Below are 21,072 nucleotides of genomic sequence, written 5' to 3'. Positions count from 1 at the left end.
ACACGTCAAACATGCGGCGCTGTGACGCGCTAAAATTCCAGACGGTGGGGCTGGGTACGCTTCACTGCGCCAGAATCGAATTCGACCCGCAACCTGTTGATTTAATTAGGGTCGAAATCGGGTCAGCGTCGGGCCGACTGGGCGCCGCGCGCGATCCGGATCAAAAGTTCGCCGACAATGGCTTCGGCCGGGGCGCCGGAGCGCTTGACCGCCCGCTCGGCATCGAAGGCGAGCTTGCGCGCATGCTCGAGCCGCCGCCCGGTCCAGAGCCGGCTCTGCTGGCGGAAGAGGTCGGCGGGGGGACCGAAGCGCGGGACGCCCGCGCGCATCATCGCGCCGGTATCGCCGCCCGAAGCCGCGGCCACATCGATCTGATCGATCTTGCGCTGGAGGGCACGCAGCACGCCGACCGCCGACAGGCCCGAGGCCATGGCCCGGCCATAGCCGCGATCGGCGCCGGCCGCATCGCCCAGGAGCGCCGGATCGACCACCTGATCGAGCGCGGCATCGCCGGCTGCGGCGCAGACATCGGCAATGTCATCGCGCGAGATCAGACCGGCTTCCTGGCCGCGCTGCTCCAGCGTGCCCTTGTAGAGGATGAGTTTCTCGATCTCGGCGCGGGCAAGCTGGCGATTGCCTTCAATGAGGGGCACGAAGAAGGCCTTGGCCTCGGGCGCCAGGCTCAGACGCTCTTCAGCCAGCAATTCCTCGGCGAAGCGCACGATGTCGCCGCCGCTTTCCGCGTAACAGGCGAGCGCGGCGCAGCGATCGCCCTCCTCGGCCAGCTTGCGCAGCCTGGAGCCCTTCTTCAGATCGCCCGCCTCGATGACGAGACGGGCCTCGGCCGGGGCGTGACCGGCCTGAAAATCCTTCAGCCAGGACGCGGCAGGCGCCGAATCTCCCGACAGGCGGAGCCGGACCAGACGGTCGCCCCCGATCATCGACAATGCGGCCATGGCGTCGCCCAGCGCGGCCGGATCGGATTTGAGATCGTCCTCCGACAGGCGGCTGACCGCAAACGGATCGTCGGGATCCTCGATCAGGGCCCGCACGAGGGTCTGAGCCCGCTCGCGCACCAGCCCGCCCTCCGGACCGAACACCAGGAAGACAGCCAGAGCACCCGGCGGTTCAGAGATGAAGGCAGGGATATCGCGCGGTTTGACCTTCACGAGCCTGGCTCGCCGGCCTCCTCGCGCAGGGCCAGAGCCACGGCGCGAGACACGCGCCGCGCGAGCGCGGCAGCGGCCTGCTCCTCGGCCGTGCGCCGCGCGGCGATGAGTCCGTAAGGATTTGAAGGAGCAGGGAAATACAGGATTTCACGTGCGGAATCGGTGACGATGACCTGACCGTTTCGCTCCAGTGAATAGCGCACGCTCACCGACAGCTCGTAGCGGGTGACCGCGGCATTGGCGGCGACGCCGACGGCAGATTCGCGTGAGGAGCTGTTCACCGTAAGCCGGTAGGGGCTGCGGCCCGCGCCGAACTCTTCTTCAAGAGCGTCGGCGACCAGATAATCGAGACGGCTGGAGCCGGTATCGATCTCGACACCGGCAATCTGGCTGTAGCCCGGCGTGCCGTAAAGCGGCTGGAAGCCGCATCCTCCCAGCAGCGCGGGGAGGGTCAGGGCGAGCGCAAAGCGGCGCCATCGTACAAGCAGACTGGCCGACATGGTCACGCGCACCCCTTCTTCACCTCCAGCCCGGAGAGGGCCGGCCGATTACTGGTCCAGACCGGCGATGCGCAGCTGGCGCGCCCGGGTCAGGATCGCGTTCTCGATCTGGATCCGGGTGGCCGAATCCACATTCGCGTCGACCCATTGGCCGGTCTCGTTGCTGCGCACCTGCTTGAAGAGCTGGACCGAAAGCGCATCGGCCCGCAGGCGGCTGTCGAGAATGTAGACTGTCGCCTTGAACTGCTCGCCCGGCTGTTCGGGACTGGCGTACCAGTCGGTGATGATCACTCCGCCGAACGGGTCGACCGAATCCAACGGCATGAAGGAGAGCGTGTCCAGAGTGGCGCGCCACAGGAAGCTGTTCACGCCAATTCCGGGCTGGGCGCTGTTACTGGACGCGCCCCCGCCACCGCCGCCGGGCAGGCGACCGAGGAGACCCCGGTCGGAACCGTCGTCGGAACGCGAGCTGCATCCAGTCAGGAGGGCGGCAAGAACAAGGCCGCTGGCGCCGGCAATCAACGGGCGTACGCGCATGAAATAGAGCCTCCTTGGGGGAGATGGCCGAATCAAATGGATTCAGCGATATGTGGACCAATCAATCTTGCCTGCCTCTATACCATGGCAGGCGGCCATGGCCAGAGCCCTCGACGCTGTCGGGACGCGGTTCGTATCGTGACCTTTTTGCCACGTTCAGTCGCGTATGGCGCACAGGCATGGGCTTGCCCGCTTGCGTCTTCACCGAACACCCTGTCTCTTACATCCGCGTCCGGGGGGACGGGGCCGATCGGTGAGGCCGCGAGCCAATGACTATTCGCGCTGGGCACGGGGGTGCCGCGCGGTTCGCGGCCCGCCGATATTTCACAGCACCACGCCTCTTGCGGACGGCTCATGGACATTAGCGGCCTTGCAATGATTTCCGCGCTGGCCTCGTCGCAGGCCGCCGTCGAGCCCTTTTCCCAAATCGACTGGTCTGTTGAAATCGCTGCCGATGCGGTGATTTCGACCGAGCCGGCGAGCGATGCGGGGATGACCCCCCTGGGGGATGTAACCCTGGATATCGCGGGCGAGCGGATCGATTCCGCCGGCCGCCGTTACGGATTGGCCGCGACCGTGCGCGCCCAGGCGGATTCCGAGCGCCGCGGTCTGGCCCGGCAGGTCACGCCCTGCGCTGTGCAGACCGAGGCCTGCTCATCCCTGCCCGGACCGGCGCAGGCCGGCTTGCTGACCGGGCTCCACCGCGCCGACCTGTTTGACGATGGCGATAGCCGGGTCGCGCTGGAAAGCGCCTATGCTTATGTAAAACTGGCCTATTTCGACGTGCGTGTGGGACGGGGCGAGGGCGCGGCCCGGCTGGAAGCCGACCCGCTTCCGGGCGCGTTCCGCCTGATGCGCGCCGACGGGCCGCGCGTCGACCCGGGCGGATTGAGCATCGCCGATACGGCCAACACGCTGTCGACCAACAGCGCAAAGCTCACGGTGCAGAGCCGCCGGCTGGCGGGCCTGCGCGCCTCACTCTCCTACACGCCCGAGGCGGACGATTGCGGGCTGGACGTGTGCCGGCCGGGGCCGGACCGCGCGGGACTGGCGATCGGGGAGGTCGACGATGTCATCGAGGCCGGTCTGTCCTTCGATCACCGCTTCCGGACCAGCGGCCAGCGCTGGACTCTCGCCCTGTCGGCCAGCCAGGGCCGGGCGTCAGGCGAATTTGCTGCGAACCATGAGGATCCGTGGGCGGTGGGTGCGAGGGCGATCTGGTCGAAGGGTCCCGTCTCGCTGGGCGCCGCCTGGCTGAGCAGCAATGACGGGGTAGATGACGGCCGCTATACCAGCTGGGCCGGATCGGCCGCGTACGAGACCGGACCCTGGCTGAGCGCGCTCGAGCTGTCCTGGGCCCGAAGCGATCTGGTCGAGGCGCAAGGATGGACTGCGCAGATCGGAAGCTCGCGCGTGTTCGACACGGGCTTCGTGGCCGGAGCCGGGGTTCGACATAGCGAGCTTGATGTCGATCCGGGGCCGGCCAATGCCGGATTTGCGGCCGCATCGGGGCGGCTGACCGCCGGCACGCTGGTATTTGCCGAGGCCGGGTTGCGTTTTTGACACGGTCCCGGGTGATTCGCCGTGCTGCCATGAAAACGCTCTTTTCCGGTAAGATATCGTGGTTTATCTCGTTATCTCAGGAATTGGAGTAGACGATGACGTCCTGGAGTTTGCGCATCGCGACCGGCCTTGCCGCGGCAGCTCTGCTGACCGCGGGGCAGGCGTATGCGCAATCGGGCGAGTTCCGGCTGGGCGGCGGCGAGTTCGAGTTCTCCGAATTTGAAGGCATTCCGACGCTGACCCTGACCGCGGGACAGGCAGGCGATGCCGGTTCCGATGCCCAGACGGGCGAGGAGCCGGGTCTCGAGGCGGTCGATCCGGCCAACGATACCGGCACGGCCAGCGCGCTGCCCTGGTATGAGCGTTTCACCGTCTCCACGCCGACGAATTTCCGCTCCGCCTGGGGCGACGATGCGACCGAGTTCCGCTTCTCGGCCGGCGAACGCTGGGGCTTCACCCTCGGGTTCACGGAACAAGAGCGCGGACCGCAATTCCAGCTCGACGACATGTCGGCCGGGGCCTTCTACGAGCTGAGCGATCGCTTCCGCGTCGGAACCAATCTGCGCTTCTCCTCGCCGACCGAAGACGTTTTCGGCGAGCAGGGCGAAGAGCGCGCACCCGAGCTGAAGTTCGAATCCGCGTTCCGCTTCTAGCGTTCTGCCTCTTCCCGGATAAGAGAGTCGAGCTCGTCCGCCTCTTCGGCAGGACGGCCTGCTGTTTTCGCGGACACCGCGCAGGTACCTGAAAATACGGTCCGATCCAGCTCTTTCAGCGTCTTTGTGTCGACCCCGCCAAGCGCGTAGACCGGGCTTGCGCTCGCTCTCGCCCAGCGCCTCGAGAGGACCGGGTCGAGCGCCGGGCCTGCACTCGGGCTGTCACTCTCGAACACAGGCGACAGGAAGCAGGCGTGCACCGGCAGTTTGCGCCGCAGAGCGCGCGGCCCGTGGGCGCTCGCCGTCATGCGCCAATGGGGCATGCGCCGGGACCAATAGGCGGCCCGTCCGGCGTCGGCTTCCGGCCAGTGGACTCCGCCGGCGCGCACCTGGAGGACAAGTCCGGGATCGTTGGCGATCAGAAACAGAAGCTTCCGCTGACGCGCGATGCGCGCAAGCGCCGGGGCCAGATCCATCAGGCCGGGCAGACCGAAATGACGCAGCACCAGGCCGCTGCCGTGCGGCAGCCGGCGGGCCAGCGCGACCGGATCGGGCGTGCGCTGCGGGTCGGTGAGCGCGAAAAATGCCGGAAGGCCGGGCGGCGGCGCGAAACGACGGGCACTGGCCCTTGCCAGCGCGGCAACGCCCTCATAGGTCTTGGCACACGATGACACAGTCTCATTCCTCCCCGCGCGACGCGCGCGATACCATCCTGTCGCGTATGGACCAGGCTGCCAAGGCGGCGGGCCGTCCGGCGGGCGATATCACCCTTGTGGCCGTCTCGAAGAAGCAGCCCGACGCGCGCGTGGAGGCGGTCCTGGCCACCGGCCAGCGTGTCTTCGGCGAGAACCGGGTGCAGGAGGCCCAGGCCCGCTGGGCCGGGCGCCGGGCCGATCATGACGGGCTGGAATTGCGGCTGATCGGGCCATTGCAGTCCAACAAGGCGCAGGATGCGGTCGAACTGTTCGACGTGATCGAGACGCTCGACCGGGAGAAGCTCGCCAAGGCGCTGGTGAAAGCGATGGACGCGACGGGGCGCCGGCCGCGCCTCTATGTGCAGGTCAATACCGGCGAGGAAGAGCAGAAGGCGGGGCTCGCCCCGGCCGAAACGGCCAATTTCGTGGCGCGAATGCGCGAGGCTTACGGTCTGGAGATCGAAGGGCTGATGTGCATTCCGCCGGTGGAGGAGCCGGCCAGCCTTCACTTTGCGCTGCTGGCAAAGCTTGCCGCCGAATGCGGGCTTGCAAAGCTCTCCATGGGCATGAGCGCGGACTATGAGACGGCGATAAAGCTCGGCGCCACGTCGGTGCGTGTGGGGTCGGCCCTGTTCGGACCGCGCCCGGATCCCGCCTAGCGTGCCGGCCTAGCGCCGTGTGCGGCGCGAGCGCTCGAACAGATCGTCGTCCAGCACGAAGAGGCGCGGGTTGAAGGAAACGCCGCGCTCGTTGCCGGTGAGGCGCACTTCGGTAAAGCCTCCCATCGCGTCGACGGCGATCCAGCCGGCCAGACGCATGTCTTCGGCGGGGCCTTCAGGATCGGAATCCTCGAACACCAGCGTGACGCGCCCGTCAATCTCGTTATCGGGGTCAACCAAAGAGAGGTAGAGGGCGCCGTCAAAGCGGCTGACCTCGTCGACCGCACTGGACGAGGCCGGGTCGAGATCGGGCTCCAGCAGCCATTTCAGAGGGGTCTGCGCAATCGGAAGGCGGTCGACCGTCTCCAAGTCGAAATCGGCGATCGCCACGGTCTGCCCGTCCGCGACGAGCAGGATGGGCGTGGGCGCCTCGTATTCGAACCGCACCCGGCCGGGCCGGTCGAGCGAAAGCGTGCCGGTCGCGACCGCCCCGTCGGCGCCGACCTGTTCGAAGCCGGCCCGCAGCGTGTCCAGCCCGGAGAAGTAGGTGTCGATGCGCGCCAGCTCCACCTCGCGCGGGCGCTGGGACTCGCGTTCCATGCGCTGGGGCACGTCCTGCGCATCGGCGTCGAACGCGTCCACGGCGCTCTCCACGGGCGTCTCGGCCTGTGTCTGAGCGGGCGGGGACTGCGCGCCGGAGGTGTCCGGCCGCGAAGCGGCAAGCGGCGCAGTTCCTTGCAGGAGCGCGGCGGCGGTGGAGAGGAGAAAGGTCAATCCGGTCATGGGCTTTGTCTAGCCTTTGATTGGGGCGCGAGAAAGGCCCCGTCATTCATCTGCCGCTCACGCGGCGGACGGCTGGGAGCGGGCGTTCGGCTGCCTTATATTGGAGGTCATGGAACGGCGCGCAACGTACGAGACCTGGCCTGCCGAGGCGACCGGACGCGGGCTTGGAACCCTGCCCGGCGCGGAGGGACGCGTCCTGTTCGACGCGCATATCCGGCCCAACCGGTCGCTGCCCAATCCCGGCTTTCATGCCCTGATGATCGCGCTCGTGGCCTTGAGCTTTACCGCCGGCATGGCCTTCCTGCTGATGGGGGCCTGGCCGGTAGTGGGCTTTTTCGGGCTGGATGTGCTGCTGGTCTGGCTGTTCTTCAAGCTGAACTACCGCGACGGGCGCCGCCTCGAAATCGTGCGCGTGACGGAGCAGGATATTCACGTCGCCCGGCGCGGCCCGACCGGGCTGGAGACGCGCTTTCGCCTGCCCTCCGCGTGGACACGCGTCGAGCTGGTGGGCAAGGGCGAGCCGGATGTGCAGGCGCGCCTGAACTCGCAGGGCCGCTCGCTCATCGTGGGCGCGCTTTTATCGCCGAAGGAGCGCGAAAGCCTGGCCGACGCGATCCGCGGCGCGCTGGACGCGGCACGCAGGGCGCGCGGGCCACAGCCCGGACCGCAAGAAACGGGTGGCGCGCCGGGCTAGGCCGCGCCATCGTCGCCCCATGATGAGCGATACCCTCTCCCTTCTCGACGAGCGCGCGCGCGACTATCCGCGGATGACGGCGGCGCTCGACTATCTGAGCGAACACTGGAGCGAGCAGCCCGATCTTGATGCGGTGGCGCGAGCGGCCGGGCTGTCGCCCTATCACTTCCAGCGCGTCTTCAAGCGCTGGACCGGCACCAGTCCCAAGCGGATGGTCTCCGCCCTGACCCACGCGACCGCGCGGCGCATGCTGGTCGAGGGAGCCAGCGTGCTGGAGGCCTCGCTGGAGACCGGCCTGTCCGGCCCGTCCCGGCTGCACGACATCTTCATTGCCGAAGAAGCCGTGACGCCGGGCGAGGCCAAATCAGGTGGCAGGAATTGTGTCTTCGACGTCGGGGTCGCCGCTTCGCCCTTTGGCAACGCGATCGTGCTCGTTGCGCCCAAGGGCCTGTCCGGCCTCGCCTTTGCCGATGAGGGCGAAGAGGACGAGGCGATCAACGACCTGACCGGGCGGTTTCCCGGCGCCGCCATCCGGCGCGACGACGTGCTGGCGCAGGACTGGGTGAGCCGGATCTTCGATGCGCGTCCCGGCGAGGCGGCGCTGCCGGTCGCGCTGTACGGGACACCCTGGCGGCGTCAGGTCTGGCGGGCGCTGCTCGCCATTCCTCCCGCGCGCGCGGTCAGCTATCGCACCATCGCCGAGCAGGTCTGCACAGCCAAGGCATCGCGCGCGGTCGGCGCGGCGGTCGGCGCCAATCCGATCAGCTGGCTGATCCCGTGTCACCGCGTCCTGTCGAGCGACGGGCGGCTGACCGGATATCACTGGGGGCTGAATCGCAAGCGCGCCATGCTCGCATACGAGGCCGCGATGGATTAGATAACGGAGCATGATCTCGAGCTATGTCTACATCATCGCCTGTCTCGCCCTGTGTGTGGCCGCCCTGTTCGCGCTTCGCTGGGCCCTCGCGGTCCGCAGCCTGAAGAGCGATGCGCGCGCCGAATACGCCGAACGCTCGGTGAGCAAGCCGGCCAGCATCGCCAATGTCAGCGAAACGGCGTTCACCGGCCTTTATGTCGCGAGTTTCCAGCCGCGCTGGGCGCTCTATGCGGCCGGGGCGCTGGCCAGCGCGGTGCTGGCGAGCCCGCTCGTCCTGCTGTTCGTGACCGGGGTGTACGAGCTGGCCTGGCAGGCTGCCGGCGCGCCGGCCTGGGCCGGGCGTACGGGATATGTCTTCATGTTCGCGCTCTTCTTCGGCACCGTCTTCCTGTGGGCGCTGATCGGCGGCGCCTTTGCGCGCCTGCACCACAAGCGGACGCCCGAACCTTTCACCCATGCCCTCGCACGAGCGCGTGGCGAGCCCATTCCGGAGACGGGCGGCTTTCGCCGACGTCCGGCCTGGGCGCGCCGCGCCCGTCCCGACCCGCAGCCTGAAGAGACCCAGACCTGATGCGATTTCTCCACACCATGGTCCGCGTGAGCGACCTCGACGATTCCCTGGAATTCTACTGCAAGGGCCTCGGCCTTCAGGAAATCCACCGGATGGACAGCGAAGAGGGCCGGTTCACGCTGGTCTATCTGGTCAGCCCGGACGATCTGCGCGAGAGCGGATATACCGGCAAGGAACGTCCCCTCCCGCCCGGCCTGCCGCTGGTCGAGCTGACCTATAACTGGGACCGGGAAGAATATACCGGCGGCCGCAATTTCGGACATCTCGCCTTCCAGGTGCAGGATGTCTATGCGGTCTGCGCCTTCCTGCAATCGATGGGCGTGCCGATCAACCGGCCGCCGCGCGACGGCCGCATGGCGTTCGTGCGCTCGCCGGACGGGATTTCGATCGAGCTGTTGCAGGCCGGCGAGGCGCAGGAGCCCGAGGAGCCCTGGGCGAGCATGGAAAACACCGGCAGCTGGTAGGCGCGGCCGGCGGGCTATTGCCCGCCGAGCTGTCCCTTCGGCCTGAAATGTTCTGCTCTTGATCTGGACCGATGTTCTGCTTATGTTCTCATTATCGAGAACAGGAGTTGGACATGGCTCAGCATTTCAAAGCCTCTTCCCTGAAGGGCGGCTATAGCCGCAATGCCGGCCGGAAATGGCGCGCAGGCGACGTCTCCGAGCTGCGTCAGCTCGTCCGCCGCGGCACACCACTGCGTGTCATGAGCTTGAAGCTGGGCCGCCCCGAGAGTGCGATCCGCACCAAGGCGGGCGGCCTGGGCCTTTCGCTTCCCGACGAGAGCGAGGGAGCGGTGCGGCACAGCGGCACGCGCTCGTCTCTGCCTGTGCGCGACACGCCTGCCATGGCGCCGCGCGCCGTATGTCAGCTGGAATTGTTCGGCTAGGGCTGGCAGGCTGAGCGGCCGCGCTAGAGCTTGAGCCCGAGCACGTCGCGCATCGAGTAACGGCCCGGCGCCTGGCGCGACAGCCAGAGAGCGGCCTCCACGGCGCCGCGGGCAAAGACGAAACGGTCCAGCGCCCGATGGGAAAGCTCGATCTCCTCGAGAGCGCCGAGGAAGCGGACGGCATGCTCGCCCACGATACCGCCGCCGCGATTGACCGAAAAGCCGATCTCCCCGTCCGGCCGGCGGGCATCCTGGCGCGCATAGTCAAAACGCGCGACCTCGCCGAGATCGTCGCCGCGGCCGCGCGCACCGGCCTCACCCAGCATCATCGCCGTGCCGGACGGAGCGTCGGCCTTGAAGCGGTGGTGGGTTTCATGGATTTCCAGATCGTACTGGTCGCTTTTCAGTGCGCCGGCCGCGTGCTCGACCAGAGCCTCCAGCACGCTGACGCCGAGCGAGAAATTGCGCGCATGCAAGACGGGGATGGTTTCGGCCGCGCTCGCAAGGGCTTCGGTGCCGGCTTCATCGAGACCGGTGACGCCGCAGACCAGCGCCTTGGCGCCGGTTTCGCCGAGGCGGCGCGCGACGGCCGGCGCGACCCTGGCGGTGGACACGTCGATCACGACGTCAGCGTCCCGGCTGGCCTCCTCGACGCTGACCTGTGTGGCCAGTCCGAGATGGCCCTGGCCGGCAAGCTCTCCGAGATCGGCATCCAGATGGGCCGAGTCATGGCTGACGACGCCGCCTACCAGGGCGAGATCGGACCGCCGGATCACCTCGGCCAGGATCATCCGGCCCATCCGGCCAGACGCGCCGACGACGCAGATCTTCAATGCAGCGGTCTCGGCCATGGTGTCCGGCTCCGGTCAGCGACTCATATCCCGTTCCTGTCTATCGGAGCCTGACAGGTTTGAGAACGCCTCGGGCCGCTCCCGGCCGGATCAGGCGTTCGGGCGCGTGCCCTCGTCCTCGCCGGTGACGTCCTCCCAGAAGCGCCGGACCTTCTTGAAGAAGCCGTCGCTTTCCGGATTGCAGTCATGGCCGGAGAGCGAACAGAATTCCTGCAACAGCTCTTTCTGGCGGTCGGAGAGATTGCGCGGGGTCTCCACATAGAGTTCCACGAACATGTCGCCGCGCGCGCCGCCCGATTTCAGCCGGGCCATGCCCTTGCCGCGCATGCGCATGCGCATGCCGGTCTGAGAGCCGTCGGGGATGCGCATCTCGGTGCGTCCGCCATCGATCGTGGGCACCTCGATCGAGCCGCCCAATGCCGCCGCAGTCATGGGCACGGGCGCCCGGCAATACAGATTGGGTCCGTCGCGCTCGAAAATCTCGTGCGGGGCCACCGAGATAAAGATGTAGAGGTCGCCGCGCGGGCCTCCGCGCGCGCCCGCTTCGCCTTCGCCGGCGAGGCGGATACGCATGCCGTCCTCGACCCCGGCCGGAATTTCGACCTTCAATTCGCGGGTCTGGCGCACGCGCCCGACGCCGTCACATTCGCGGCAGGGCGTTTCGACATACTGACCGCGGCCGCCGCAGGTGGGGCAGGTCTGCTCCATGGTGAAGAAGCCTTGCTGGCGCCGGATACGTCCGGCACCGCCACACGTGTCGCAGCTGCTCACATCGGTGCCTGGCTCCGCGCCGTTGCCGTCGCAATGGCCGCAGGTGACGGTAGTGGGCACCTTGATGGCGGTATCCTTGCCGTGGAAAGCCTCTTCCAGGCTGATCTCCATGTCGTAGCGCAGATCCGACCCGCGCGCCGGGCCGGTGCGCCGCGAGCGGCGCCCGCCAGCGAAGGCGTCGCCGAAGACCTGCTCGAAAATATCGGCGAAATCGGCCGCGCCGGCACCAGCGAACCCGCCCGCGCCGAACGGACCCTGACCGCCGCCGCCATTCTGGAATGCGGCATGCCCCATCCGGTCATAGGCGGCACGCTTGTCCGCGTCGGACAGGATGGCGTAGGCCTCGCCCACTTCCTTGAACCTGGCCTCTGCCTCCTCATCGCCCGGATTGCGGTCCGGGTGGTATTGCATAGCCTGCTTGCGGTAGGCGCTCTTGATCGTCTTTGCGTCCGCGTCCTTCGCGACGCCGAGCACCTCATAATAATCGCGCTTGCTCATGAACCAGTCCGCATATCGTCTTGGTGAGCGGCGCGCCCGCCATCAGCCTTGCGCGCCTTGAAAAAAGGCCCCCGCCGCCTGCCCGGGCCGCCGTGGACGTTGCCGGGAGAAGGATCGGGGGCCCTTTCTGACTAGAAAGAGGGCCTGGGGTCTCAGGCGCTCTTTTTCTCGTCGCCGTCGTCGTCGTCCTTCACCTCGGTGAATTCGGCATCGACGACGTCTTCGCTTTCGCCGTCACCGGCATTCGCGTCTTCGCCCTCGCCGGAGCCACCTTCCTGCTGGGCGTACATCGCTTCGCCCAGCTTCATGGCGGCCTGCATCAGGGCCTGGGTCTTCTGCTGGATCGCCTCGGGCGTCGCGTTCTCGTCGTCCTTGACGTCCTTCAGCTCTTTCAGCGCATCCTCGATCGCCGATTTCTCGGCCGCACCGACCTTGTCGCCATACTCTTCGAGCTGTTTCTCAGTCTGGTGGACCAGCGCTTCGGCATTGTTCTTCGCGTCGACGAGCTCACGGCGCTTCTTGTCGGCCTCGGCATTGGCCTCGGCGTCCTTGACCATGGTCTCGATCTCGTCGTCGGACAGACCGCCAGAGGCCTGGATGCGGATCTGCTGCTCCTTGCCGGTGGCCTGGTCCTTGGCCGAGACATTGACGATGCCGTTGGCGTCGATGTCGAACGTGACCTCGATCTGCGGCATGCCGCGCGGGGCCGGCGGGATGCCCACCAGATCGAACTGGCCGAGCATCTTGTTGTCGGCAGCCATCTCGCGCTCGCCCTGGAAGACCCGGATGGTCACGGCCGTCTGGTTGTCGTCGGCCGTGGAGAAGGTCTGGGACTTCTTGGTCGGGATCGTCGTGTTGCGGTCGATGAGGCGCGTGAACACGCCGCCCAGGGTCTCGATGCCGAGCGAAAGCGGGGTCACGTCGAGCAGGAGGACGTCTTTCACGTCGCCCTGCAGAACGCCGGCCTGGATGGCGGCACCCATGGCGACCACTTCATCCGGGTTCACGCCCTTATGCGGCTCCTTGCCGAAGAAGGACTTCACCGCTTCCTGGACTTTCGGCATGCGGGTCATGCCGCCGACCAGAACGATGTCGTCGATCTCGCTGGCCGAGACGCCGGCATCCTTGAGCGCTGCCTTGCAGGGCTCGATCGTGCGCTTGATCAGGTCTTCGACGAGCGTTTCCAGCTTGGCGCGGCTCAGCTTGATGGCGAGGTGCTTGGGACCGGACGCATCGGCGGTGATGAAGGGCAGGTTCACCTCGTAGGAGGAGGCAGAAGACAATTCCTTCTTGGCCTTCTCCGCCTCTTCCTTGAGACGCTGGAGGGCCAGCTTGTCCTTGCGCAGGTCGATGCCTTGCTCTTTTTTGAACTCGTCCGCGAGATAATCGACGATGCGCAGGTCGAAGTCCTCGCCGCCGAGGAAGGTGTCGCCATTGGTGGCCTTCACCTCGAACACGCCGTCGCCGATCTCCAGGATGGAGACGTCGAACGTGCCGCCACCCAGGTCGTAGACCGCGATCGTCTTGTTGACGTCCTTGTCCAGACCGTAGGCAAGGGCAGCCGCGGTCGGTTCGTTGATGATGCGCAGGACTTCAAGGCCGGCAATCTTGCCGGCATCCTTGGTGGCCTGACGCTGGGCGTCGTTGAAATAGGCCGGCACGGTAATGACGGCTTTCTCGACCTTCTCGCCGAGATAGGCCTCGGCGGTTTCCTTCATCTTCTGCAGGGTGAAGGCGGAAATTTCCGAAGGCGCATATTTCTTGTCGCGGCCCTGGACCCAGGCGTCGCCGTTGGCGCCCTCCACAATGGCGTAAGGCACCATGTCCTTGTCTTTTTTCACCGTGGGGTCGCCCATCGCGCGGCCGATCAGGCGCTTGATGGCGAAGAAGGTGTAGTCCGGGTTGGTCACGGCCTGGCGTTTGGCCGGCTGGCCGATCAGGCGCTCGCCGTCCTCGGTGAAAGCGACGACGGAAGGAGTCGTGCGCATGCCTTCGGCGTTCTCGATCACCTTGGCCTGGCCGCCTTCCATCACGGCCACGCACGAGTTCGTGGTGCCGAGGTCGATGCCGATTACCTTGCTCATGAGTTCTGTTTCTCCCTTTAGCGGCGGGGTGGAGACGTTGGCCTAGCCCGAAGCGCTGAAGCCTGCGCCGACGACCACCCCCCTTGGTTTTGCTGCTCGTCAATTTTCAAAAAAACCGGATCACAGCCTGGGGAGGCCGAAATCCGCATGGCGTCACGCAACCGTGAACGCGGTGCGCTTTGAACAGCGATTTAGGAAGGCCGCGTAATACGTGCAAGGGCGCAGTGGAGAATCATCCCTGATGAAAGCGCGGGTATTGCATAGCGATGGGGCCCAATCGGGCCGGTCAAACGAAGCCTGCCCCAATCATGCCATGGATGATGTGAAGGATCGCAGCCTGCCGTCCGGGCGTTCGTTGCCGCGGATTGCGGTCAAAGGAGAGCTTTCATGCTGAAATATCTGGTAATTGCGGCCAGCGGCCTGGCCCTGACGGCCTGCGCGAACAATTCGGCTGTGCAAGGGGCCGGTCTCGGTGCCGCAGCCGGCGCCGCGGCCGGTGCCGTCATCGGCAATAATGTCGGATCGGGCGACGCGACGACCGGCGCGCTCATCGGTGGCGCGATCGGCGCGGCGGGCGGCGCCTATGCCGGCTGCCAGCGCGATGGCGGTTGCGGCTTCAATCAGAACAACCCCAACCAGTCCCAGCTGGTCTACGATCAGGCGACCGGGCGCTACTATTATACCGATCTCAGGACGGGCGACACCTACTGGGAAAACGGTACCCCGCGCACGCGCTACCGCCCGCGCTGACCCTGCCGATCGAGGGAGCCGCGCATGAATCGGCCCGGTCACAGGCTTCGGCCTTGATCGGGCCTCTTCATGCAGACATCTAGTTTGCCATGCAACGCGATGACGGATTCACGCTTCACAAGACCTATCTCGACCGGGACGCTCAGACCGGCCTGGTCGATGCGGTGCTGAGCCGGGTCGGCCGTTCCCCCCTCTACACGCCCTCCATGCCACGCAGCGGCAAGCCGATGAGCGTGCGGATGACCAATTTCGGCCCGCTGGGCTGGGTCACCGACAAGGCGCAGGGCTATCGCTACCAGACCACCCATCCGGTCACGCACGAGCCCTGGCCGGACATGCCGCAGGTCCTGATCGATATCTGGCAGGCGGTAGCCGGCTGGGAAGCGCTGCCACAGGCGTGCCTGGTCAACTGGTATGGGGAGGGGGCCCGGCTCGGACAGCATGTCGATGCAGACGAGGCGGCGCGCGATGCGCCGGTTGTGTCCATCTCGCTCGGCGATAGTGCGAAATTCCGCCTCGGCGGCCCTGCGCTGAAGGATGCCAGCACGTCCATGCGCCTGGATAGCGGGGATGTGGTGGTTCTGGCCGGCGCTTCGCGCCGCTTCCGGCACGGGGTGGACCGGATTCTCCCGGGCACGTCGAGCCTTCTTCCCGAGGACTGGCGGCCGGGCCGGCTCAACCTGACCCTGCGCCGGGTGAACTAGGTCTCAAAAATCGCGGCCGGGCGGAACGCCCTCTTGCTTCCTGCGTTCTTCTGGAACCAGACACAAGGAAGGGAGATGTTCCCATGCGAATTCTGACCATGACTGCCGTCGCCGTGACGGCCCTTGTCACTGCCGCTGCCTGCCAGACGAGCCAAGGCACGCAGCGCGGTGCGATGCAGGGTGCCCTCGGCGGTGCCGCCGTCGGGGCTGCCGCCGGGGCCATCAGCGGCGATGTCGGTGTTGCCGAAGGTGCCGCGATCGGCGCGGCCACCGGCGCAGCGGCGGGCGCCTATGTCGGCTGCTCGCGCGACAATGCCTGCCCGTGGAGCCGCAGCAACGACCAGCACTCGGAGCTGGTCTACGACCAGCGGTATGACCGGTATTACTACGAGAACTACCGGACCGGCTGCACCTATTGGCGTGACGGCACGGTGCGCTACTGCGACCGGTAACCCCGGCGCGACCCGTAGCGATCGATCCTGAACTGGAGCGCGGGAGGGGATCGGCCCTCTCGCGCTTCATACACCTTCCCCGATCCCATCAAACTGGAACCTGATCCATGGCAGATCCCAATACCGGCGGCGACTCGACCGGCGGCGACATTCTCCGCATCATTGTGGCCGTGCTGCTGCCCCCGCTCGGCGTCCTTCTCCAGGTCGGCCTGACGATGCATTTCTTCATCAATATCGTGCTGACGCTGCTGGGCTATATTCCCGGTATCATCCACGCGGTCTGGATCATCGCCCGGCGCTGACGCCGCGGCCGATCCGACGACACAGAAAAACGCCGCTTCGAGAGTTCGAAGCGGCGTTTTCGTGTCTGAAACTGGGAAAGGCTGTCTAGGCGCTGACGTCCACACCGCCATCGGGCGCTTCCGGTTTGTCGCCATCGGCTTGCGAGGAGGCTCCGCCCTCGGCAGGGCCGGCGCTGACGACGACCATGGCGGCGCGCAGCGTGCGTTCGCCGATGATGTAGCCGGGCTGCATGACGTGCGCGATCTTGCCCTTGGGCTGATCGGCCGGAATCTGGGCTGCGGCCTGGTGCCGGTTGGGATCGAGGGAGTCGCCGGGTTCGGGATCGATCCGCTTCACCCCGTGGCGCTCCAGCGTGGACAGAAGCCGGCGTTCGGTCATCTCCACGCCCTCGATCAGCGTCTTGACCGAGTCCGGCGCATCGGCGCGGGCATCGTCGGGCATGGCGGCGACGGCGCGTGACAGGTTGTCGGCGACGTCGAGCATGTCGCGGGCAAAGCCGGTGATCGCGTAATCGCGGGTATCCTTCACATCACGCTGGGCACGCTTGCGGGTGTTCTCCGCATCGGCGGCAGCGCGCAGGAGGCGGTTGCGCAGATCGTCCAGCTCGGCTTCGAGCTGTTCGACGCTTTTACCCGCGGGGCTGTCGGTCTCTGTCTCTTCAACGGCCTCGGCGGCCTCCGCCTCAAGCGCGTCGTCAGACAGATCCTCGGCCTCGGGTTCGGGTTTTTTGGACTCTTCGCTCATAGGTTCGCTCTTCTACATCAGCATGACTTGGATAAAAGGGTCGGGCTCAGCGGCCCTTGTCGAGAATCCGGCCGACCACGCGCGCTGTATAATCCACGAGCGGGATGACACGGGCATAGTTTAGCCGCGTCGGACCGATAACGCCCAGCGCGCCGAGGATCTTCTGATCCCGGTCGCGATAGGGGGCAACGATGACGCTGGAGCCGGACAGCGAGAACAGGGAGTTCTCCGATCCGATGAAGAGGCGCACGCCCTGGCCGTTGCGCGCCTCGTCCAGCAAGGCAAGCAGGTCTTCCTTGCGTTCGATGTCTTCGAAGAGAATGCGCACGCGCTCGAGGTCCTCGGCCGCGTCGAGATTCTCCAGAAGCCGCGCCTGACCTCGCACGATGAGCGTGCGGTCGGCCGCTCCGCCCCAGTCTGCGATGCCGCTTTCGACCAGGCTGGCGGCCGCGCTGTCGAGCTGGGCGCGCTTCTCGGCAATCTCGGAATTGATCTCGCTCAGCGCCTCGGACAGCGTACGTCCGCGCAGGCGCGCCGAGAGATAATTGCCCGCTTCGATCAAGGCGGCGGGCGGCAGGCCGGCAGGCGCGGTCATCAGCCGGTTCTCGACCGAGCCGTCCTCGTGAACCAGGACAGCGAGAACCTCGGTCGGAGACAGGGAAACAAATTCGACGTGACGCAGCGCCGCGTCCGATTTCGGCGAGGCGACAAGACCGGCCCCGCCTGCGAGGCCCGACAGCAGCGCCGAAGCTTCCGACAACACGTCGCCGGGGCGCCGGCCCGCGCCGCCTACCCGATCGTCTATTTCGCGGCGCTCGTCTTCACCGAGCTCGCCGACCTGCAACAACCCGTCCACGAACAGGCGCAGCCCGGCATGGGTGGGCATGCGCCCCGCCGAGGAATGCGGCGCGGTCAGCAGCCCGGCCGCGGCCAGGTCGGCCATGGTGTTGCGGATCGAGGCCGGAGACAGGGTGAACTGGCCCGTGCGCGAGAGCGTCCGGGAGCCGACCGGCTCGCCGGTATCGAGATACGTCTCGACGATCTCGCGGAAGATCTCGCGCGAGCGTTTGTCCAGTTCACTCAAGGAAGACGCAACGGGTGTGTCGATGCTCATGTCCGGACAGTTAGGAAGGGCAGCGGCCGGATGCAATTTTCCTGACGGCCGGCGCGCTTATCAAGCGGGAAAACTTCAGCTAGGAGTGGGCGTCAGACCCGAGAACCCTGCATATCAGAGAAAGCTGTCCCATGCGCCCTGAAAACCGAGCCGCCGACGCGCTGCGTCCTGTCCGCTTCGAGCTGGGCGCCAGCCCCTACGCGGAAGGGTCCTGCCTGTCCATCTTCGGCAATACGCGTGTCCTGTGCACGGCGAGCGTTGACGAGAGCACGCCGCCCTGGCTGCGCGGCAAGGGACGCGGCTGGGTGACCGCCGAGTACGCCATGCTGCCCCGGGCCACCCACCAGCGTACCCGGCGCGAGGTGACCGCCGGCAAGCCCTCGGGCCGCACCCAGGAAATCCAGCGCCTGATCGGGCGTTCGCTGCGCGCGGTCACCGATCTGTCCGCGCTGGGCGAGCGTCAGATCCTGATCGATTGCGACGTCCTGCAGGCCGATGGCGGAACGCGCACAGCGGCGATCACGGGTGCCTGGCTGGCCCTGAAGCAGGCCACGGCATGGCTCGTGGAAGAAGATGTGCTCAAATCCGACCCGGTCTTCGGCCAGCTTGCCGCGGTTTCGGCCGGTATCGTCGACGGGCAGGCGCGCCTCGATCTTGAATACGAGGAAGACCGCGTGGCCGAAGCGGACGCCAATTTCGTCCTGACCAACGATGGCGGTGTTGTGGAAATCCAGGCCACGGCCGAGGACCGGCCGATCACCAGCGAGCAATTTGCCGATGTCTTCTCTCTGGCCCGCAAGGGAATCGGCGAGTTGTGCCTGTTGCAGAGCCAGGCGCTGGGCTGAGAGCCTTTTAGCTGAACCAGAAGGCGATCTGGGCCAGGATCGCGCCCAGCGTGGAGAGCGCGCCGAGCAGCGGAATCCCGATCCAGATATCCGGGACCTCGTCGGGCTGGGAACGGCGTTTCAAGCCGATCAGGGCGCAATTGACGAGGAAGAAGACCGCGAGAATGATCAGGCTCGTGGCTTCGGCCAGATGCTGAAGGTCTACGAAGGCAGCCAGCAGGGCGACGATGGCAGTCAGGGTGACCGTCGCGATCAGCGGGGTCCGGCTGACCGGGTTCACACGGCCGAAGAAGCCGGGCGCCCCGCGCGCGTCGCGTCCGATATCCATCAGCAATCTGGAGGCGCCGATGATCTGGGTCAGCGCGCCGTTGACGATAACGAACAGGCTCGCGAGGCCGACCGGCCAGGCTGGCCAGCCCTCCCGTTCGACGGCGGCCACCAGAGGGGCGCGGGCCGAGGCGATCTCCTCGACCGGCCCGGCTCCGACAACTGCGATGGACACCAGCAAGTAGAACAGGAAGACGATTGCCAGGGCAATCAAGATGGCGCGCGGGAGCGTGCGTTCAACCTGTTTCACTTCCTCGGCTGTAAGGGCCATGTCCCCAAAGCCGATGAAGGAATAGATGGCCAGGAAAGCGCCGGAAAACAGACCGGTGAGCATGGCCGGGTTCGCGCCTGAGAGTTCACCGCCCAGGCGGGAGGGTATGGCCGTCAGTCCTTCGCGCGTGGCCCATATGACCGCGAGCAGCGTGACGATCCCGATCCCGGTCGTGACGGTCATGAACCAGGTGCTCGACCGCATCCCGGCCGCCCCGATGGCACCGATACCGGTCGCGACCAGCAGGGCGACGAGCCAGCCCGGGACATCCACGAAAATGCTGAGATATCCGACAAAGCCACTGGTGATCGTGGCGGCCGAAACCGTGTTGGCTGTCATCAGGAGCCAGCCGGTCATCGAGCCCAGATGCCGGTGGCGGAACGCGCGCTCGACATAGTCGGTCGGTCCGCCTGCCGTCGGGACACGCGCCGATATCTCGGCATAGGACAGGGCAGTAAGAAAGGCGACAGCGCCCGCGGCGAGGTAAGCCAGCGGGGCTAGTGTGCCGCTTTCACCGATAACCTCGCCGATGACGACGAAAATGCCGGCGCCAAGAATGGTGCCGACCCCGTACAGAACAAGACGGGGCAAGGTGATCGATCGCGAGAGCGACTCTGTCTCAGGTGCCGGTTCGGCCATACCGGGGCAATGCGAGTGGCGGCGAAAAGTTCACCGCACACGCCTGGTCGTGCCCGCGCTAACTTCGCTCTGCGTCCTCGTCCGGATCATCCACGAAGCTGAGAAGATCGCCGGGCTGGCAGTCGAGCTCCCGGCACAGCGCTTCAAGCGTGGAGAAGCGCACGGCCTTCGCCTTGCCGGTCTTGAGGATCGACAGGTTGGCCATGGTAATTCCGACCCGGTCGCACAGCTCTGTCAGCGACATCCGGCGCTCGAGAAGCATGCGGTCGAGGGAGACTTGAATGGGCATGTGCGCGCCTCCCCTAGATCGTCAGCTTCTGTTCTTCGCGAAGGCGGGTGCCTTCGCGGAAGACTTCGGACAGGACGAACAGGGCAAGCACGGCAAACCAGGCGCCCAGATTGACGCTGAATTCCGGCGTGAGACTGACCCCGCTCTCAACGGGCCTGCCGAAGAGCGTCAGGAGCAGTCCCAGAACGCCGTGCGCAGCGTAAGAGGTCAACTGGTAGGCCAGGATCGCCAACGCGATCGAGCGCAGATGGCCGGCGTTTTCCGGCACGAAGGGGTCACCCTGGACCAGCGTGTCCGCCACGTTGCGCAGCTTGTGAACGATGAAGGTGAGGGCAACGAGCCCGAAGATCGCGAACGGCAGGGCGACGACCACGCTCATCTGGAGCAGGTCGCGCAATTCGGGCGGAAGGCTCGGGCCGATGCCGGTCACGCCGTAAATGCCGACGGCAAAGATCAGCAGGGTGACAAGGCTGGCCACGCCCAGCGCCGCCCAGAGCAGATAGTAGAGAATGTCCAGCAGACGCTTGAGTATCGCGGCCAGCGATCCGGGGCCGAGTGTCTTCAGACGTGCCATACTCCCCGCTTCCTCATGTCCGTCCCGCGTGGGGTGGTAGTCTCATTGTGTCATATACGGCAAAAGCCGCGTCAGACCGACATCTTCTGACCTATCCTCCCGGGGAGAAAAGGACAAGCCGAAGACGCCGGTCCTGTGTGGCGCGCATCAGGCAACCATGGACGTCAGCGCAACGGCCATGCCGGCAAAGACGCCGCTCAGCAGCACGATGTTGACGAGCATGGCGGCGGTGTTGAAGCCGTTATTGGAAGAGGACCTGACCATATCTA

General features: G+C 66.3%; 26 protein-coding genes. 13 read left to right on the top strand and 13 right to left on the bottom strand.

Going from position 1 to position 21,072, the window contains the following annotated elements; translation table 11 throughout:
- Positions 1–122: 122 nt before the first annotated feature.
- From holA to E5162_RS12640, 3 genes are read right to left on the bottom strand one after another with little or no spacing between them, the layout of a single operon-like run.
- Positions 123–1,169: a DNA polymerase III subunit delta gene (gene holA, locus E5162_RS12650; RefSeq protein WP_135945611.1), complete on the bottom strand. Its 1,047-nt coding sequence runs from the start codon at positions 1,167–1,169 to the stop codon at positions 123–125.
- Entirely contained in the window at positions 1,166–1,669 is a 504-nt protein-coding gene (gene lptE / locus E5162_RS12645) for an LPS assembly lipoprotein LptE (protein ID WP_188634455.1), read from the bottom strand. Before lptE ends, holA begins: the two co-directional genes overlap by 4 nt.
- A gap of 48 nt (positions 1,670–1,717) precedes the next feature.
- A complete protein-coding gene (locus tag E5162_RS12640) occupies positions 1,718–2,206 on the bottom strand; it encodes a DUF3576 domain-containing protein (protein ID WP_135945609.1) in 489 nt (162 codons plus the stop codon).
- Between the two features lie 354 nt (positions 2,207–2,560).
- On the opposite strand from E5162_RS12640, the gene E5162_RS12635 reads away from it, so the two are divergent.
- Together E5162_RS12635 and E5162_RS12630 are read left to right on the top strand one after the other, a co-directional pair.
- Positions 2,561–3,769: a porin gene (locus E5162_RS12635; RefSeq protein ID WP_135945608.1), complete on the top strand. Its 1,209-nt coding sequence runs from the start codon at positions 2,561–2,563 to the stop codon at positions 3,767–3,769.
- 95 nt (positions 3,770–3,864) lie between these two features.
- Positions 3,865–4,422, top strand: a complete 558-nt coding sequence (locus tag E5162_RS12630) for an NtrZ family periplasmic regulatory protein (protein WP_135945607.1) — start codon at positions 3,865–3,867, stop codon at positions 4,420–4,422.
- Here E5162_RS12630 and E5162_RS12625 read toward each other — a convergent pair.
- Positions 4,419–5,096 carry a thiamine phosphate synthase gene (locus E5162_RS12625; protein WP_135945606.1) on the bottom strand — a complete coding sequence of 226 codons (678 nt, stop codon included), beginning with the start codon at positions 5,094–5,096 and terminating at the stop codon, positions 4,419–4,421. The two genes, E5162_RS12630 and E5162_RS12625, sit on opposite strands and share 4 nt — an antisense overlap.
- Between E5162_RS12625 and E5162_RS12620 the strand changes: the two genes are divergently transcribed.
- Entirely contained in the window at positions 5,090–5,776 is a 687-nt protein-coding gene (locus tag E5162_RS12620) for a YggS family pyridoxal phosphate-dependent enzyme (RefSeq protein WP_135945605.1), read from the top strand. The genes E5162_RS12625 and E5162_RS12620 overlap by 7 nt on opposite strands.
- Positions 5,777–5,785: 9 nt before the next feature.
- Here E5162_RS12620 and E5162_RS12615 read toward each other — a convergent pair whose 3' ends face one another.
- The gene (locus E5162_RS12615; protein ID WP_135945604.1) at positions 5,786–6,559 is read right to left on the bottom strand and encodes a LolA family protein; all 774 of its coding nucleotides are present in this window, start codon (positions 6,557–6,559) and stop codon (positions 5,786–5,788) included.
- 109 nt (positions 6,560–6,668) lie between these two features.
- Here E5162_RS12615 and E5162_RS12610 point away from each other — a divergent pair, with 109 nt between their 5' ends.
- The 5 genes from E5162_RS12610 (at position 6,669) to E5162_RS14930 (ending at position 9,587) form a co-directional block, all read left to right on the top strand.
- On the top strand, positions 6,669–7,253 hold the full coding sequence (locus E5162_RS12610; RefSeq protein ID WP_135945603.1) for a DUF2244 domain-containing protein: 585 nt from the start codon (positions 6,669–6,671) through the stop codon (positions 7,251–7,253).
- Positions 7,254–7,272: 19 nt separating this feature from the next.
- On the top strand, positions 7,273–8,130 hold the full coding sequence (locus tag E5162_RS12605; protein ID WP_233342181.1) for a methylated-DNA--[protein]-cysteine S-methyltransferase: 858 nt from the start codon (positions 7,273–7,275) through the stop codon (positions 8,128–8,130).
- 10 nt (positions 8,131–8,140) lie between these two features.
- The gene (locus E5162_RS12600) at positions 8,141–8,701 is read left to right on the top strand and encodes a hypothetical protein (RefSeq protein WP_135945602.1); all 561 of its coding nucleotides are present in this window, start codon (positions 8,141–8,143) and stop codon (positions 8,699–8,701) included.
- Positions 8,701–9,165 (top strand): VOC family protein, encoded by a 465-nt coding sequence (locus E5162_RS12595; RefSeq protein ID WP_135945601.1) that lies wholly within the window; start codon positions 8,701–8,703, stop codon positions 9,163–9,165. The genes E5162_RS12600 and E5162_RS12595 overlap by 1 nt, the downstream gene beginning before the upstream one ends.
- Positions 9,166–9,278: 113 nt before the next feature.
- The gene (locus E5162_RS14930) at positions 9,279–9,587 is read left to right on the top strand and encodes a hypothetical protein (RefSeq protein ID WP_188634454.1); all 309 of its coding nucleotides are present in this window, start codon (positions 9,279–9,281) and stop codon (positions 9,585–9,587) included.
- 23 nt (positions 9,588–9,610) lie between these two features.
- Here E5162_RS14930 and dapB read toward each other — a convergent pair whose 3' ends face one another.
- The 3 genes from dapB to dnaK all read right to left on the bottom strand — a co-directional run bounded on the left by dapB (position 9,611) and on the right by dnaK (position 13,791).
- The gene (gene dapB, locus E5162_RS12585; RefSeq protein WP_135945600.1) at positions 9,611–10,438 is read right to left on the bottom strand and encodes a 4-hydroxy-tetrahydrodipicolinate reductase; all 828 of its coding nucleotides are present in this window, start codon (positions 10,436–10,438) and stop codon (positions 9,611–9,613) included.
- A gap of 90 nt (positions 10,439–10,528) precedes the next feature.
- The gene (dnaJ, locus tag E5162_RS12580; RefSeq protein ID WP_135945599.1) at positions 10,529–11,707 is read right to left on the bottom strand and encodes a molecular chaperone DnaJ; all 1,179 of its coding nucleotides are present in this window, start codon (positions 11,705–11,707) and stop codon (positions 10,529–10,531) included.
- Positions 11,708–11,859: 152 nt separating this feature from the next.
- Entirely contained in the window at positions 11,860–13,791 is a 1,932-nt protein-coding gene (gene dnaK, locus E5162_RS12575) for a molecular chaperone DnaK (RefSeq protein WP_135945598.1), read from the bottom strand.
- A 387-nt stretch (positions 13,792–14,178) separates the two neighbouring features.
- On the opposite strand from dnaK, the gene E5162_RS12570 reads away from it, so the two are divergent.
- The 4 genes from E5162_RS12570 to E5162_RS12555 all read left to right on the top strand — a co-directional run bounded on the left by E5162_RS12570 (position 14,179) and on the right by E5162_RS12555 (position 15,999).
- Positions 14,179–14,541, top strand: a complete 363-nt coding sequence (locus tag E5162_RS12570) for a glycine zipper domain-containing protein (protein WP_135945597.1) — start codon at positions 14,179–14,181, stop codon at positions 14,539–14,541.
- An 89-nt stretch (positions 14,542–14,630) separates the two neighbouring features.
- A complete protein-coding gene (locus E5162_RS12565) occupies positions 14,631–15,245 on the top strand; it encodes an alpha-ketoglutarate-dependent dioxygenase AlkB (RefSeq protein WP_135945596.1) in 615 nt (204 codons plus the stop codon).
- 83 nt (positions 15,246–15,328) lie between these two features.
- A complete protein-coding gene (locus E5162_RS12560) occupies positions 15,329–15,697 on the top strand; it encodes a YMGG-like glycine zipper-containing protein (RefSeq protein WP_135945595.1) in 369 nt (122 codons plus the stop codon).
- Between the two features lie 107 nt (positions 15,698–15,804).
- Positions 15,805–15,999, top strand: coding sequence for a YqaE/Pmp3 family membrane protein (locus tag E5162_RS12555; protein ID WP_135945594.1), 195 nt, complete (start codon positions 15,805–15,807; stop codon positions 15,997–15,999).
- An 85-nt stretch (positions 16,000–16,084) separates the two neighbouring features.
- Here the strand turns inward: E5162_RS12555 and grpE are convergent, their stop codons facing one another.
- The gene (gene grpE, locus E5162_RS12550) at positions 16,085–16,744 is read right to left on the bottom strand and encodes a nucleotide exchange factor GrpE (protein WP_135945593.1); all 660 of its coding nucleotides are present in this window, start codon (positions 16,742–16,744) and stop codon (positions 16,085–16,087) included.
- A gap of 46 nt (positions 16,745–16,790) precedes the next feature.
- Positions 16,791–17,858 (bottom strand): heat-inducible transcriptional repressor HrcA, encoded by a 1,068-nt coding sequence (gene hrcA, locus E5162_RS12545; RefSeq protein WP_135945592.1) that lies wholly within the window; start codon positions 17,856–17,858, stop codon positions 16,791–16,793.
- A gap of 131 nt (positions 17,859–17,989) precedes the next feature.
- On the opposite strand from hrcA, the gene rph reads away from it, so the two are divergent.
- The gene (gene rph, locus E5162_RS12540) at positions 17,990–18,703 is read left to right on the top strand and encodes a ribonuclease PH (protein ID WP_135945591.1); all 714 of its coding nucleotides are present in this window, start codon (positions 17,990–17,992) and stop codon (positions 18,701–18,703) included.
- 7 nt (positions 18,704–18,710) lie between these two features.
- Here rph and E5162_RS12535 read toward each other — a convergent pair whose 3' ends face one another.
- From E5162_RS12535 to E5162_RS12525, 3 genes are all read right to left on the bottom strand, one after another.
- Positions 18,711–19,892 carry an APC family permease gene (locus E5162_RS12535; protein ID WP_206751117.1) on the bottom strand — a complete coding sequence of 394 codons (1,182 nt, stop codon included), beginning with the start codon at positions 19,890–19,892 and terminating at the stop codon, positions 18,711–18,713.
- A gap of 106 nt (positions 19,893–19,998) precedes the next feature.
- Entirely contained in the window at positions 19,999–20,229 is a 231-nt protein-coding gene (locus tag E5162_RS12530) for a helix-turn-helix domain-containing protein (RefSeq protein ID WP_135945589.1), read from the bottom strand.
- Positions 20,230–20,242: 13 nt separating this feature from the next.
- The gene (locus E5162_RS12525; protein ID WP_233342183.1) at positions 20,243–20,803 is read right to left on the bottom strand and encodes a DUF2975 domain-containing protein; all 561 of its coding nucleotides are present in this window, start codon (positions 20,801–20,803) and stop codon (positions 20,243–20,245) included.
- Between the last annotated feature and the right edge of the window lie 269 nt (positions 20,804–21,072).

It is taken from the genome of Marinicauda pacifica, assembly GCF_004793635.1.
Taxonomy (GTDB): Bacteria; Pseudomonadota; Alphaproteobacteria; order Caulobacterales; family Maricaulaceae; genus Marinicauda; species Marinicauda pacifica.
Note: the sequence above shows the minus strand (reverse complement) of the source record. Positions and strands in the feature narration are given on the sequence as shown.